The sequence below is a fragment of the Streptomyces sp. NPDC101178 genome (genome assembly GCF_044767965.1).
Taxonomy (GTDB): Bacteria; Actinomycetota; Actinomycetes; order Streptomycetales; family Streptomycetaceae; genus Streptomyces.
Genome location: NZ_JBIWOZ010000012.1, coordinates 169,171 through 183,565 on the forward strand (window position 1 = coordinate 169,171; position 14,395 = coordinate 183,565).

Sequence of the window (14,395 nt, forward strand, 5' to 3'; positions counted from 1 at the left end):
ACCGTCCGCCAGGAGCTCGTGGCCCGGCAGCTGGACGAGCAGATAGCCGGGCGGTTCCCGGTCGGTCAGCGGCTGCGCGTCCTGGACGTCGGCATGGGCCGGGGCGTCCAGGCGCTGCGGCTCGCACGGGCCGGTCACTCGGTGACCGGTCTGGAGGCCGACGCCGAGCTGCTGCGGGCGGCCCGCGAGGAGCTGGGAGGCGAACCGGAGGGGATCCGGGAGCGGGTCCGGCTGATCGAGGGGGACGGCCGGGAGACCGGTGTGCACTTCCTGCCGGGCAGCTTCGACCTGGTGCTCTGCCACGGCGTCCTGATGTACGTCGAGGAGCCCGACCCGATGCTGGCCGGGCTGGCCCGGATGCTGGCGCCGGGCGGCCTGCTCTCGCTGCTCGTACGGAACGCGGACGCGCTCGCGATGCGCCCCGGCCTCACCGGCGACTTCGGTGCGGCGCTGGCGGCCTTCGACTCGGCGACGTACACGAACGACCTCGGCCTCACCGTGCGGGCCGACCGGCTCGACGCGCTGCGGGCCACGCTGGCCGGGATCGCCGCGCCGCTGCACGCCTGGTACGGCGTGCGGGTCTTCACGGACAACGTGGCCGACGGGACCGAGCTGCCCGCCGGCGAGCTGGAGCGGGTGCTGGCCCTGGAGGACCGGGCCGGGCGGACCGACCCGTACCGGGGTGTCGCGGCGCTGCTGCATCTGTGCGGAGTGCGCGGCTAGGGGGTGTCCGGTCCTGATCCGCCGGACACGCCCTGAGAAACCGTACGGGCCTCGTTCGGCCCATCAGCGCAGGCACCCGAAAGGGTGGGTCCACCAGACTCCGGATATGGACGCATCCCCCTCCCGCCGCTCCGCGCGCCGTGTGCCGCTGTTCCTGTCCGCAGGTGTCTGTGCGATCGCACTGGCCGCGACGGCCGGCTGTTCCGGCGGGTCTCCTGCGGCCGCTCCCGCCCCGCAGGCCAGCCCTTCCGGTACGGCCCAGGGCTCGGCGGCCCGCGCCACCAACGACCTGGAGAGCGCCTACCAGGACGTCATCAAGGACGTCCTGCCGTCGGTCGTCCAGATCGACGCGTCGGACAGCCTCGGTTCCGGGATCGTCTACGACGGCAAGGGCCATATCGTCACCAACGCCCATGTGATCGGTGACGAGAAGAAGTTCAAGGTCACCGCCGCCACCGGCGAGGCGGTGCTGAACGCCTCGCTGGTCTCCTCCTATCCGGAGCAGGACCTGGCGGTCATCAAGCTGGACGAGGTGCCCGAGGGCCTGAAGCCGGCGAAGTTCGGTGACGCGGAGAAGGTCGAGGTGGGGCAGATCGTGATGGCGATGGGCTCTCCGCTCGGCCTCTCCAGCAGCGTCACCCAGGGCATCGTCTCGGCGCTCGGCCGGACGGTGAGCGAGAGCCGGGCGGGCGGCGGGACGGGCGCGACGATCGCCGACATGGTGCAGACCTCCGCCGCGATCAACCCGGGCAACAGCGGCGGGGCGCTGGTCAACCTGGACAGCGAGGTGATCGGCATCCCGACCCTCGCGGCGACCGACCCGCAGATGGGCGACAGCGCGGCACCGGGCATCGGCTTCGCGATCCCCGTCTCGATGGTGCGGACGGTCGCGGACCAGATCGTCAAGGACGGCCGGGTCACCGACTCGGGCCGGGCCGCGCTGGAGATCACCGGCCGTACGGTCGTCGACGACTCCTACCGGCCGGCCGGAGTGGCGCTGGTGAGCGTGGAGCGGGGCGGGGCGGCTGACGAGGCGGGGCTGCGGGCCGGGGACGTCGTCACGAAGATCGGCGGCACTGCCGTCACCACCATCACCTCGCTCTCCGAGGCCCTGGCGGGCGACAAGCCGGGCCAGAAGGTGACCGTGACCTACACGCGGGACGACACCGACAGGACGGCGGAGGTCACGCTCGGCGAGATCTGAGACCCGCAGGTAAAGGGCGGTACGGAAGTCCCGTACCGCCCTTTCCCGCAGCTCTCAGGCGCCGTCGGCCTGCAGACTCATCGGGCCGTAGATCTTGGTCGAGTCCTCGAAGAGCGTCACCTGGGCGGCGCCGCCCTCCAGGAGCTCTTTCCAGTACTCACCGATCCAGGACTCCGCGTCGCCCTGGGTGGTGAACTCCTCCGGCTGCAGCGCCGGCTCCGTCTCCGTACCGTCGGGCTTCTCGAACCGCCACGTCCACGCCATGTGCGCCTCCTGGGTCACGTTGCCGACCGACTCCCGGGCCCGTCGCCGCTCCTGGGTCGGTTCCCGAAGCCTAGCCGGGCGCGCACCTGGCGTGGGGACGCGGGAGGATCAAGGTGTGGAACTGACTCTGCTCGGCACCGGAGCCCCCGACGGGCTGCCGCGCCCCTCCTGCCCCTGTGCGGCCTGTGCGCGTGCCCGTGGCCCGTGGGCGCGTGCCGCGACCGCGCTGCTGGTCGACGACGCACTGCTGCTGGACCTGACCCCGGGTGCGGTCTTCGCGGCCGCCCGCGCGGGGCGCTCGCTGGGCGCGGTGCGCCAGGTGCTGCTGACCCATCCGCACGACGGTCCCGCCGTCGAACTGCCGCCCTCGCTGCCGCCTGCCGGGCGGGTGCCGGACGGCCAGGTGCTGACGCTGATCAGCGGGCACCGGGTGCGGGCGGTGCCGATGGACGCGCCGGGGACGGGTTACGAGGTGGGCTCACCGGACGGCGAGCGGCTGCTGTACCTGCCGCCCGGGGCCGCGCCCGCCGGTCTCGACGGGCGGGCCGAGCACCCGTACGACCTGGTCCTCTGCGATGTCGTCGGGCGGCCGGACACGGTGGCGCGGCTGCGGTCGGCCGGCGCGGTCGGCCCGGCCACCGAGATGGTCGCGGTCCACCTGGACCACGACGCGCCGCCGGGCCCGGCCCTGGACCGGCTGCTGGCGGCGGCCGGGGCACGGGCGGTGCCGGACGGGACGACGCTGGTGGTGGGTGAGTACCCGGTGGTGCCGGACGTGCCGCGCCGGGTGCTGGTGACGGGCGGCGCGCGCTCGGGGAAGTCGCTGGAGGCGGAGCGGCGTCTGGAGACGTTCCCGGAGGTGGTGTACGTGGCGACCGGCGGGCGGCGCGAAGGGGACCCGGAGTGGGCGGCGCGGGTGGCGCTGCACCGGGAGCGCAGGCCGGGCGCGTGGCGGACCGAGGAGACGTGCGAGGTGGCGGAGCTGCTCGGCGCGGAGGGACCGCCGCTGCTGGTGGACTGCCTGTCGCTGTGGCTGACGGACGCGATGGACCGGGTGGACGCCTGGGAGGACGAGCGGTGGCGGGAGGGCGGCCAGGAGGCGTTGCGGGCGCGGGCCCGGGAGCTGGTGGCCGCGGTGCGCGGGGCCCGGCGTCAGGTGGTGCTCGTGACGAACGAGGTGGGTGCGGGGGTGGTGCCGGCGACCGCGGCGGGACGGCGGTTCCGGGACGAGCTGGGACGGCTGAACGCGGCGGTGGCGGCGGAGTGCGAGGAGGTGCTGCTGGTGGTGGCGGGGCAGGCCGTGGTGTTGCGGGGGTGAGGGGGCGTCGGCACGCGGGGCATCGGCTCCTCCGGGCCGACCGGTACTGTTCCCGGCAGGGGCCCGCCGCCGGGTGCCCGGACCGGAATCCGACGTGACGACCCGCGAGGCAGACCTCCGTGAACCTGGACGACTTCTCCGACCTGATCGAACGCCCCGACGGGGGCGTGCGGCGCGACGCCGAGGAACGGCGGGAGCGGCTGATCGTCCCGCCTGGTGCCCTGGGCCGCCTCGACGAGCTCGGCGAGTGGCTGAGCGCCGCGCAGCAGTCCGTACCGGTCAAGGCCGTGTCGCAGCCGCGCGTGGTGCTCTTCGCCGGTGACCACGGCGTGGCGGAGCTGGGCGTCTCCGGGCGGACGGCGGGCACCACGCATGAGCTGGTCCGGGCGGCCCTCGACGGCGCGAGCCCGGTGGCGGTGCTGGCCCGGCGGTTCTCGGTGCCGCTGCGGATCGTGGACGCCGGGATCGACTGCGACCCGGAGCTGCTGCCCGAGTCCGTCGTCCGCCACCGGGTGCGGCGCGGGTCGGGCCGCATCGACGTCGAGGACGCGCTGAGCGCCGAGGAGGCCGAGCGGTCCGTCCGCCTGGGCATGGCGATCGCCGACGAGGAGGCCGACTCCGGCACCGATCTGGTGGTGCTCGGCGACCTGAGCGTCGGCGGGACCACGGCCGCCTCCACACTGGTCGCCGCGCTCTGCGGCACCGACGCCTCGGTGGTGACCGGGCGCGGTGGTGCGGGCATCGACGATCTGGCCTGGATGCGCAAGTGCGCCGCGATCCGGGACGCGTTGCGCCGGGCCCGGCCGGTGCTCGGTGACCAGCTGGAGCTGCTCGCCACGGTGGGCGGGGCGGATCTGGCCGCGATGACGGGGTTCCTGCTCCAGTCGGCGGTGCGGCGGATGCCGGTCATCCTGGACGGGGTCGTCACGGCGGCCTGTGCGCTGGTTGCGCAGCGGGCGGCGTTCCGGGCGCCGGACTGGTGGCTGGCCGGGCAGGTCAGCGGGGAGCCCGCGCAGGCGAAGGCGCTGGACCGGATGGCGCTGACCCCGCTGCTGGACCACGGGGTGACGGTGGGCGAGGGTACGGGCGCGCTGCTGGCCCTGCCGCTGGTGCAGGCCGCGGCCGCGCTCGCCGCCGAGCTGCCGGAGCGTACGCCGGAGAAGGGCGAGGAGGAGGACGCCGGGCCTGCCGGGAGCGGGGAGTACGACGTACAGGCTCTCGACGCGACCTGAACCGCCGGGCTGGGGCGTGCGGGGCAGGTCCCCTGACCGGCCTTGACCGCCCCCATGTCCGTAATGCGCCATATGATCCACTCCTATGGGAGAGGTTCGATCGGCCGAAGAGGCAGCCCGGCGCAGTACCGTCCGGTCCCGGCGCGGTGCGGCGTTCGCCATCTGGTACCTGCGCATCGTCTCGTTCATCAATTTCCTGAGCGCCGTCTGGGTCACGCTCGGCCAGGACCTGCGCCGCCACAACACCGAGAACTACTTCACGCCGTACCTGCTCACGGCGGGGTTCTCCTCCGGCGTGATCGCGCTCTTCCTGGCGGTCACGATGCGCCGCCGCAAGCGGGCCGCCTGGATCGTGAACATGGTCCTCGGCGGGCTCGTCCTCCTGGCGCTGGTCCTCGCGTTCTTCTTCGCGGAGATCCGGCAGCACGCCCAGAACTGGGTCTCGCTGGCGCTGACGGCCGCCTTCGTCGTGGCGCTGGTGCTGGGGCGGCGGGAGTTCTACGCCAAGGGCGACCGCTCCAACCCGAAGCTGGCGGCCCTGGTCGCCGTGGTCGGGCTGCTGGTCACCTCACTGATCGCGACGGCCCTGGTCACGGTCACCAACACCGCGCACGACGACTACCGCTCCACCTTCCTCGACCGCTGGCGCTACGGCGCGCTGCGGCTGGTCTCCTTGGCCGCCGATGACTCGCGCTTCCCCGGGATCACCACACCCGGCTGGGTCAACGTCGTCATCAACGTCCTCTCGACGCTGCTCCTGATCGCCGTCGTCTACGCCGCGTTCCGCTCCCGCCGTGCCGTCGACCCGCTTTCCCCCGAGGACGAGGCGAAGCTGCGCGCGCTGCTGGACCAGCACGGCGACCGGGACTCGCTCGGATATTTCGCGCTGCGCCGGGAGAAGAGCGCCGTCTGGTCGCCGACCGGGAAGGCCGCCGTGGTCCACCGGGTGGTCGGCGGGGTCTCGCTGGCCTCCGGCGATCCGATCGGCGACCCGGAGGCCTGGCCCGGCGCGATCGAACCGTGGCTCGCAGAGGCCCGCGAACACGGCTGGATCCCGGCCGTGATGGGCGCGAGCGAGGAGGCCGGTACGGTCTACGCCCGGCATGGCCTGGACGCGCTGGAGCTCGGCGACGAGGCGATCGTGGAGACGGCCGAGTTCACGCTCGACGGACGGGCGATGCGCGGCGTGCGCCAGGCCTACAACCGGGTCAAGCGCGCCGGTTACGAGGTCACCATCCGGCGCCACGCGGACATCCCGGAGGCCGAGATGGCCGAGCTGGTCCGGCGCGCGGACGCGTGGCGCGACGGCGAGACCGAGCGCGGCTTCTCCATGGCGCTCGGCCGCCTCGGCGACCCGGCGGACGGACAGTGCGTGATGCTGGAGTGCCGGAACGCGCGTGAGGACGGCGGTGGGAGCGGCGAGCTGCGCGCGCTCCTCAGCTTCGTCCCCTGGGGTCCGCACGGCCTCTCGCTGGACCTGATGCGCCGTGACCGCGAGGCGGAGAACGGCCTCATGGAGTTCATGGTGATCCAGCTCCTCCAGCGCTCCGGCGAGATCGGGATCACGCAGGTCTCGCTCAACTTCGCCATGTTCCGGTCCGTCTTCGAGAGGGGATCGCGGCTCGGCGCGGGACCGGTGCTTAGGCTGTGGCGTGCGCTGCTGAGCTTCTTCTCGCGCTGGTGGCAGATCGAGTCGCTCTACCGGGCCAACGCCAAGTACCGACCGATCTGGGAGCCGCGTTTCATGCTGTTCGAGAAGAGCGCCGACCTGGCGCGCATCTCCATCGCGGCGGGCCGCGCCGAAGGGTTCCTGGAGGCGCCGGGGCTGCCGAAGTGGCTGCACCGCGCGCGTCTCGGCGCGCATAGATGAGCCGCTTCCCGGCGCTGCGCCGGGCCGCGCTGCGTGAGTGGGGCCCGCTCGTCACCACCGTACGGACGGGGCTGCGCGACCACGGGGTGCGGGCGCTCGCGCTGACGTTGACGGCGGTGGCGCTGACCGCGACCGTGCAGCTGGTCCAGAACCAGCCGTGGGGCTACGGCCCGGTGCAGGAGCTGGGCGCGGTGCGGGCCGAGGACCCCCTCTGGGCGGCTCTGCTGCGTACACCGCTGTCCTTGTTCGTCCCCGCCCTCGACCTGCCGGTCTGGGGCGCGCTGGCGCAGATCCTGCTGGTGTTCGGCATCGCGGAGGTGTGCCTGGGACGGCGGCGCACGCTCGCGATCGCGTACGTGGCCACGCTGGCCGGGACGCTGTACGCCCGGGTCGGCATCGCGCTCGGCCCGGACGCGTTCCTGGGGCTGCCGGCCTCGGACGCGCAGGTGGTGGACACCGGGCCGTCGGCCGCGGTGGTCGGGCTCGCGGTGTACGTCTGCCACGCCTACCGGGCCTGGTTCACCGGGGCGCTGGTGGTCCTCGCGATGGTGGTGGAGGTCCTGGTGAAGGACAACCTGGCGGGCCGGGAGCATCTGGCCTCCATCGCCGCGGTCCTGGTGATCTGTGCCGTACGGGAGTGGCTCGGGCGGCGGCGGGAGGGCCCGGGTCAGGGCTTGCGGGCGGGCGGCAGCGGGAGGCGGTCCGGGGTGCCGCCGATGAGGTCCTGAAACTTCCGGCGCGGCCCCACCCACCGCACATCGTGGTGGTAGGCCCGCAGCACCGCCTTGGAGCGGGCCCGATGGCGGTGGCGGTAGAACCGCTTGGCCCACGGCGAGGTGGGGCGGGCGAGGCGGAGCGCGCCGACCAGCGCGACGAACGGGACCAGCGTGCCGAGCACCGCCATCCGGGTCTTGCCCTTGAACAGCGCGATCAGGACGAAGCAGAAGTTGACCGCGTACGAGGTGATGACGCCGAGCCTGCCCTGCTGCTCGTCGTCGCTCACGTCGTCCACGCCGAGCGGTGAGAACCCCGCCAGGACCAGCGCCACCAGCGAGGCGGTGAGCACGACCACCTCGACGCTCTGGCGGCCCTCCTCGGTCCAGTACACGTCGTCCAGATGCAGGATCAGCGCGAACTCGTCCAGCACCAGACCGGCCCCGATCCCGAAGATCACCGCGCAGATCCCGGCGGCCACCCCGTGCCGTCCCGCCGCCACCGCGCCGAAGCCGCCGACCACCGTCAGCACGACGCCGGGCACCACGTGGTGGATGTGGATCCCGCCCGGCGTGATGTTGCGGAACGGGCCCTTCCCCGCACGGATCATCCGCGTGATCGTGCGCGTGATCGCGAAGGTCAGGACGAAGGCGGCCAGCGCGAGGAGCAGCGGGAGCTTGCCCGGTTCCGCGATGTTGGTGTGCCACCAGTTGCCCATGCCACCCGCTCCCGACCTGCTCAGCTATGCGGCTTTTCTGCCGTTTCGGCCAATCTATCCGTGCGCGGGAGCGGCTAACCTGCCCGCGGTGACCTCCCTGAACAGCCACGGGCTGCGTTTCGCCTTCGGCACCCTCACCGTGCTGCCCGTCTCCGTGACCCGCTGGGACCGCGCGACCGCCCGGACCGGCATGCTCTGCGCCCCGCTCGCCGGGCTCGTCGTCGGGCTGCTCGCCGCGGCGCTCGGCGCGCTGTCGCTGCTGGCCGGGTCCGGTCCGCTGCTCGCGGCGGTCGCCTCCGTCGCGGTGCCGGCCGCGCTGACCCGGGGGCTCCACCTGGACGGCCTCGCGGACACGGCGGACGGCCTCGGCAGCGGGAAACCGGCCGGGGACGCGCTGCGGATCATGAAGCAGTCGGACATTGGGCCGTTCGGTGTCATCACGCTGCTGCTGGTGCTGCTGGCGCAGGTCGCCGTCCTCTTCGAGCTGTACGGGCAGGGGTGGGCGCACGGGTCGCTCGGGGCCGTCGTGTCGGCCGTCGCGGCCCGGCTCGCGCTGACCCTGGCGTCCCGTCAGGGCGTCCCGGCGGCCCGGCCGGAGGGGCTCGGCGCGGTGGTGGCGGCGACGGTCCCGGTGGGGCGGGCGGTGCTGGTGGCGGCGGTGACGGTGGGGCTGTGCGCGGCGGCGGGTGCGGTGTTCGGCCCGTACGGTGCGCCGCACCACGCGCTCGCGGTGCTCGGGGGCCTGGCCGCCGCCGAACTCCTGCTGCGCCACTGCGTCACGCGGTTCGGCGGGGTGACCGGGGACGTGTTCGGCGGGGTGGCGGAGGCGGCGGCCACGGCGGCGCTGGTGGTGCTGGCGCTCGGCCCTTGAGCGGGGGCCGTCCTCCTCCACGTACACCTGCGGGACGGGCCTGCGTACGGTCGGGAAGGGCCCGCCGCCGCATCCCTTGGCGGACGACGCGCGTAGGCTCGATCCCGGCACATTGCGGAGGCGTCTACGATGCGCCGGGCACGGTCGGCCCACCCCTCGACCGAACTGGAACTCAACGGAAGCGAGATTTCACCACCGTGACTGCTCTCACTCTCAGCACTGCCGGTGCGGCGACGCTGCGCGCCGACGCACTCGTCGTCGGCGTCGCGAAGACCTCTGCGTCCAAGTCGGGGACCCTGGTCCTCGCGCCGGGCGCCGAGGCCGTGGACAAGGCGTTCGACGGAAAGCTCGCCTCCGTTCTCGCGACCCTGGGGGCCGTGGGTGCCGAGGGCGAACTGACCAAGCTGCCCGCGCCGTCCGGCCTCAAGGTCCCGGTCGTCATCGCGGTCGGCCTCGGTCCGGTCCCGGACAAGGAGGACGCGTACGACGCGGAAGCGCTGCGCCGCGCCGCCGGCACCGCCGCCCGTGCGCTCTCCGGCTTCAAGAAGGCCGGCTTCGCGCTGCCCGCCGGCTCCGTCGAGGACGCCGCCGCCGTCGCCGAGGGCGCCCTGCTCGGCGCGTACGCCTTCACCGCCTACCAGGGCGGCGAGAACAAGCTCGCGCCCAAGGACGCCAAGTCCAAGGACAGCGGCCCGAAGCTCCCGCTCGCCGAGATCACCCTGGTCGGCGCCAAGCCGCGCGACAAGGCGTACAAGGCGGCCGTCGAGCGTGCCCTCGCGCTGGCCGAGGAGATCAACCGCGCCCGCGACCTGATCAACACCCCGCCCAACGACCTCTACCCCGAGTCCTTCGCCGCCGTGGCCACCGCCGCCGGCAAGGAGCACGGCATCAAGGTCCAGGTGCTCGACGAGAAGGCCCTCGTCAAGGGCGGCTTCGGCGGCATCCTCGGCGTCGGCCAGGGCTCCGCCAACGGCCCGCGCCTGGTGAAGCTCGCCTACACCCACCCGAAGGCGGAGAAGACCCTGGCCCTCGTCGGCAAGGGCATCACCTACGACTCGGGCGGCATCTCGCTCAAGCCGGCCGGCCACAACGAGACGATGAAGTGCGACATGAGCGGCGCCGCCGCCGTGTTCGCCGCTGTCGTCACGGCCGCCCGCCTCGGCCTCAAGGTGAACGTGACCGGCTGGCTGGCGCTCGCCGAGAACATGCCCTCCGGCACCGCCACCCGCCCCGGTGACGTGCTGCGGATGTACAGCGGCAAGACCGTCGAGGTCCTCAACACCGACGCCGAGGGCCGGCTCGTCCTGGGTGACGCGCTGACCCGCGCCTCGGAGGAGAAGCCGGACGCGATCGTCGACGTGGCGACCCTGACCGGTGCGATGGTGCTGGCGCTCGGCAACCGCACCTTCGGGATCATGGCCAACGACGACGCCTTCCGTACGTCGATCCACGAGATCGCCGAGGAGGTCGGCGAGGCCTCCTGGCCGATGCCGCTCCCCGCCGACCTCCGCAAGGGCATGGACTCCCCGACCGCCGACATCGCCAACATGGGCGAGCGGATGGGCGGCGGCCTGGTGGCCGGCCTGTTCCTCAAGGAGTTCGTGGGCGAGGGCATCGCCTGGGCGCACCTGGACATCGCGGGCCCGGCCTTCCACGAGGGCGCCCCGTACGGCTACACGCCCAAGGGCGGCACCGGCTCCGCCGTCCGCACCCTGGTGCGGCTCGCCGAGCGGACCGCCGACGGCGACCTGGGCTGAGTGACCGACGCGTACGGCCCCGGGCATAGGTCCGGGGCCGTACGTGTTGTCCGGGCGGAACCGGTGAGAAGGAGACAGGGTTTCGCTCTCGACGAACAGCAGCGGAATCCGTAGGTATCTACGCAGCAGTAACCCTCCGGAACGGACGATCATCCGTCCCGGACCCGGGCCCCGCGTCCCGCCCGCCGTCGACAAGTGCGAAGATGGGTTCTCGGCAGGACAGGGCCCCCACCACAGGGCCGAAGACAAAAGCGGCCGAACACCAGCCGACCGGCCGGTCACACCCCAGCGACGGGGCCCGGCGTACGGCGCACATGCATGGAGGACGTGACGTGGCGAACGACGCCAGCACCGTTTTCGACCTAGTGATCCTCGGCGGTGGCAGTGGCGGGTACGCCGCGGCCCTGCGCGGAGCGCAGCTGGGCCTGGACGTCGCCCTGATCGAGAAGGGCAAGGTCGGCGGCACCTGCCTGCACAACGGCTGCATCCCCACGAAGGCGCTGCTGCACGCGGGCGAGATCGCGGACCAGGCCCGCGAGTCGGCCCAGTTCGGCGTGAAGGCCACCTTCGAGGGCATCGACATGGAGGCCGTCAACAAGTACAAGGACGACGTGATCTCGGGCCTGTACAAGGGTCTCCAGGGTCTCATCGCCTCGCGCAAGGTCCACTACATCGAGGGCGAGGGCAAGCTCTCCTCCCCCACCTCGGTGGATGTGAACGGCCAGCGCGTCCAGGGCCGCCACGTGCTGCTGGCGACCGGCTCCGTGCCGAAGTCGCTGCCGGGCCTGGAGATCGACGGCAACCGGATCATCTCCTCGGACCACGCGCTGAAGATGGACCGGGTCCCGAAGTCGGCGATCGTGCTCGGCGGCGGCGTCATCGGCGTCGAGTTCGCCTCGGCGTGGAAGTCCTTCGGCACCGAGGTCACCGTCGTCGAGGGCCTCAAGCACCTCGTCCCGGTCGAGGACGAGAACAGCTCGAAGCTTCTTGAGCGCGCGTTCCGCAAGCGCGGCATCAAGTTCAACCTCGGTACGTTCTTCGAGAAGGCCGAGTACACGCAGGACGGCGTCCGCGTGACCCTGGCCGACGGCAAGACCTTCGAGGCGGAGATCCTCCTCGTCGCGATCGGCCGCGGCCCGGTCTCGCAGGGCCTGGGCTACGAGGAGCAGGGCGTCGCGATGGACCGCGGCTATGTCCTGGTCGACGAGTACATGCAGACCAACGTGCCGACCATCTCGGCCGTGGGCGACCTCGTCCCGACCCTCCAGCTCGCCCACGTCGGCTTCGCCGAGGGCATCCTGGTGGCGGAGCGGCTCGCCGGTCTGAAGACCGTCCCGATCGACTACGACGGTGTGCCCCGGGTGACGTACTGCCACCCCGAGGTCGCCTCCGTGGGTATCACCGAGGCCAAGGCCAAGGAGATCTACGGTGCGGACAAGGTCGTCGCCCTCAAGTACAACCTGGCGGGCAACGGCAAGAGCAAGATCCTGAAGACCGCGGGCGAGATCAAGCTCGTCCAGGTCAAGGACGGTGCCGTGGTCGGCGTCCACATGGTGGGCGACCGCATGGGCGAGCAGGTCGGCGAAGCCCAGCTGATCTACAACTGGGAGGCGCTGCCCGCCGAGGTCGCCCAGCTCATCCACGCCCACCCGACGCAGAACGAGGCGATGGGCGAGGCTCACCTGGCGCTGGCGGGCAAGCCCCTCCACGCCCACGACTGATCCCCCCGTTCCGGGCGCGACGACCGACCACTTCCGCATTTTCGTAAGGAGCAACTGAAACCATGTCGGTTTCCGTAACCCTTCCGGCGCTCGGCGAGAGCGTCACCGAGGGCACTGTCACCCGTTGGCTGAAGGCCGAGGGCGAGCGCGTCGAGGCCGACGAGCCGTTGCTCGAGGTCTCGACCGACAAGGTCGACACCGAGATCCCGGCCCCCGCGTCCGGCGTTCTGTCGTCGATCAAGGTCGCCGAGGACGAGACCGTCGAGGTCGGCGCCGAGCTGGCCGTGATCGACGACGGCTCCGGCGCTCCGGCCGAGGCCGAGGCTCCGGCCCAGGCCGAGGCACCCGCCGAGGAGGCCCCGGCCGCCGAGGAGCCCGCCGCTCCGGCCCAGGAGGCCCCCCAGGACGAGGCCCCGGCCTCCACCGGCGGCTCGTCCGCCGAGGGCACCGACGTCACCCTCCCGGCGCTCGGCGAGAGCGTCACCGAGGGCACCGTCACCCGCTGGCTGAAGGAGGTCGGCGAGGAGGTCGCGGAGGACGAGCCCCTCCTTGAGGTCTCCACGGACAAGGTCGACACCGAGATCCCCGCCCCGGTCGCCGGTGTGCTGCTGGAGATCGTGGTCGGCGAGGACGAGACCGCCGAGGTCGGCGCCAAGCTCGCCGTCATCGGTGCTCCGGGCGCGGCCCCGAAGCAGGAGGCCCCCAAGCAGGAGGCCCCGAAGGCCGAGGCTCCGAAGCAGGAGGAGGCTCCGAAGCAGGAGGCTCCGAAGGCCGAGGCGCCCAAGGCCGAGGCGCCGAAGCAGGAGGCCCCCGCGGCTCCCGCCCCGGCTCCGGCAGCTCCGGCCCCCGCGCCGGCGCAGCCCGCCCCTGCCGCCCCGGCACCGGCCGCCACCCCGGCCGCGCCTTCCGGTGACGACGGCGCGTACGTCACGCCGCTGGTCCGCAAGCTCGCGTCCGAGAACAACGTGGACCTGGGCTCGGTCAAGGGCACCGGCGTCGGTGGCCGTATCCGCAAGCAGGACGTCGTCGCCGCCGCGGAGGCCGCCAAGGCCGCCGCCGCCGCTCCGGCCGCCCCCGCCGCTCCGGCCGCCGCCAAGGCGCCGAAGCTGGAGGTTTCCCCGCTGCGCGGTCAGACGGTCAAGATGACCCGCATGCGCAAGGTCATCGGCGACAACATGATGAAGGCGCTGCACTCGCAGGCCCAGCTGACCTCGGTCGTCGAGGTCGACATCACCAAGCTGATGAAGCTGCGCAACCAGGCGAAGGCCGCGTTCGCCGCCCGTGAGGGCGTCAAGCTGTCCCCGATGCCGTTCTTCGTGAAGGCGGCGGCCCAGGCGCTGAAGGCCCACCCGGTCATCAACGCCCGGATCAACGAGGACGAGGGCACCATCACGTACTTCGACGCGGAGAACATCGGCATCGCCGTGGACGCGGAGAAGGGTCTGATGACCCCGGTCATCAAGGGTGCGGGCGACCTGAACCTCGCCGGCATCTCGAAGAAGACCGCCGAGCTGGCCGGCAAGGCCCGCGGTGGCGGCCTGACCCCGGACGACATGTCCGGTGCCACCTTCACCATCAGCAACACCGGTTCGCGCGGTGCGCTGTTCGACACCGTCATCGTGCCGCCGAACCAGGCAGCCATCCTGGGCATCGGCGCCACGGTCCGCCGCCCGGTGGTCATCGACCACCCGGACCTCGGCGAGACCATCGCGGTGCGCGACATGACGTACCTCGCGCTCTCCTACGACCACCGTCTGGTGGACGGCGCGGACGCCGCCCGCTACCTGACGTCGGTCAAGGCGATCCTGGAGGCCGGTGAGTTCGAGGTCGAGCTCGGCCTCTGAACGCTCCGGCTGTAACCAGCCTCACCAGCGGCGGGCCCCCCCCCCCCCCCCCCGGGGGGGGGGGGCCCCGGGTTTGGGTAAAAAACCCCGGGGGAGCCCCCCCCCCCGGAGGTTTATGGAACCACCCGGGGCCCACCAGGAGCCCCCCCAAAACCCCCC

General features: G+C 72.7%; 12 protein-coding genes. 10 read left to right on the forward strand and 2 right to left on the reverse strand.

Annotated elements, in window-relative coordinates:
- Positions 1–18: 18 nt before the first annotated feature.
- Together ACIRR8_RS29170 and ACIRR8_RS29175 are read left to right on the forward strand one after the other, a co-directional pair.
- Entirely contained in the window at positions 19–723 is a 705-nt protein-coding gene (locus ACIRR8_RS29170; RefSeq protein ID WP_404070403.1) for a class I SAM-dependent methyltransferase, read from the forward strand.
- A gap of 106 nt (positions 724–829) precedes the next feature.
- Entirely contained in the window at positions 830–1,927 is a 1,098-nt protein-coding gene (locus tag ACIRR8_RS29175; protein WP_404070374.1) for a S1C family serine protease, read from the forward strand.
- A 54-nt stretch (positions 1,928–1,981) separates the two neighbouring features.
- Here the strand turns inward: ACIRR8_RS29175 and ACIRR8_RS29180 are convergent, their stop codons facing one another.
- A complete protein-coding gene (locus ACIRR8_RS29180; protein ID WP_404070376.1) occupies positions 1,982–2,191 on the reverse strand; it encodes a hypothetical protein in 210 nt (69 codons plus the stop codon).
- Positions 2,192–2,306: 115 nt separating this feature from the next.
- On the opposite strand from ACIRR8_RS29180, the gene ACIRR8_RS29185 reads away from it, so the two are divergent.
- The 4 genes from ACIRR8_RS29185 to ACIRR8_RS29200 all read left to right on the forward strand — a co-directional run bounded on the left by ACIRR8_RS29185 (position 2,307) and on the right by ACIRR8_RS29200 (position 7,339).
- Complete coding sequence (locus ACIRR8_RS29185) at positions 2,307–3,509, forward strand: bifunctional adenosylcobinamide kinase/adenosylcobinamide-phosphate guanylyltransferase (protein ID WP_404070378.1); 1,203 nt, start codon at positions 2,307–2,309, stop codon at positions 3,507–3,509.
- A gap of 119 nt (positions 3,510–3,628) precedes the next feature.
- Complete coding sequence (cobT, locus tag ACIRR8_RS29190) at positions 3,629–4,741, forward strand: nicotinate-nucleotide--dimethylbenzimidazole phosphoribosyltransferase (protein WP_404070380.1); 1,113 nt, start codon at positions 3,629–3,631, stop codon at positions 4,739–4,741.
- An 85-nt stretch (positions 4,742–4,826) separates the two neighbouring features.
- Positions 4,827–6,611 carry a phosphatidylglycerol lysyltransferase domain-containing protein gene (locus tag ACIRR8_RS29195; RefSeq protein ID WP_404070382.1) on the forward strand — a complete coding sequence of 595 codons (1,785 nt, stop codon included), beginning with the start codon at positions 4,827–4,829 and terminating at the stop codon, positions 6,609–6,611.
- Positions 6,608–7,339: a hypothetical protein gene (locus tag ACIRR8_RS29200; protein ID WP_404070384.1), complete on the forward strand. Its 732-nt coding sequence runs from the start codon at positions 6,608–6,610 to the stop codon at positions 7,337–7,339. The genes ACIRR8_RS29195 and ACIRR8_RS29200 overlap by 4 nt, the downstream gene beginning before the upstream one ends.
- On the opposite strand, the gene ACIRR8_RS29205 is transcribed toward ACIRR8_RS29200, so the two are convergent.
- The gene (locus tag ACIRR8_RS29205) at positions 7,279–8,043 is read right to left on the reverse strand and encodes a hypothetical protein (RefSeq protein ID WP_404070386.1); all 765 of its coding nucleotides are present in this window, start codon (positions 8,041–8,043) and stop codon (positions 7,279–7,281) included. The two genes, ACIRR8_RS29200 and ACIRR8_RS29205, sit on opposite strands and share 61 nt — an antisense overlap.
- A gap of 88 nt (positions 8,044–8,131) precedes the next feature.
- Here ACIRR8_RS29205 and ACIRR8_RS29210 point away from each other — a divergent pair, with 88 nt between their 5' ends.
- From ACIRR8_RS29210 to sucB, 4 genes are all read left to right on the forward strand, one after another.
- Positions 8,132–8,914 carry an adenosylcobinamide-GDP ribazoletransferase gene (locus ACIRR8_RS29210; protein ID WP_404070388.1) on the forward strand — a complete coding sequence of 261 codons (783 nt, stop codon included), beginning with the start codon at positions 8,132–8,134 and terminating at the stop codon, positions 8,912–8,914.
- Between the two features lie 197 nt (positions 8,915–9,111).
- On the forward strand, positions 9,112–10,671 hold the full coding sequence (locus tag ACIRR8_RS29215) for a leucyl aminopeptidase (RefSeq protein WP_404070390.1): 1,560 nt from the start codon (positions 9,112–9,114) through the stop codon (positions 10,669–10,671).
- Between the two features lie 332 nt (positions 10,672–11,003).
- Positions 11,004–12,392, forward strand: coding sequence for a dihydrolipoyl dehydrogenase (gene lpdA, locus ACIRR8_RS29220; protein ID WP_404070392.1), 1,389 nt, complete (start codon positions 11,004–11,006; stop codon positions 12,390–12,392).
- A 62-nt stretch (positions 12,393–12,454) separates the two neighbouring features.
- On the forward strand, positions 12,455–14,236 hold the full coding sequence (gene sucB, locus ACIRR8_RS29225) for a 2-oxoglutarate dehydrogenase, E2 component, dihydrolipoamide succinyltransferase (protein WP_404070394.1): 1,782 nt from the start codon (positions 12,455–12,457) through the stop codon (positions 14,234–14,236).
- Positions 14,237–14,395 lie beyond the last annotated feature (159 nt).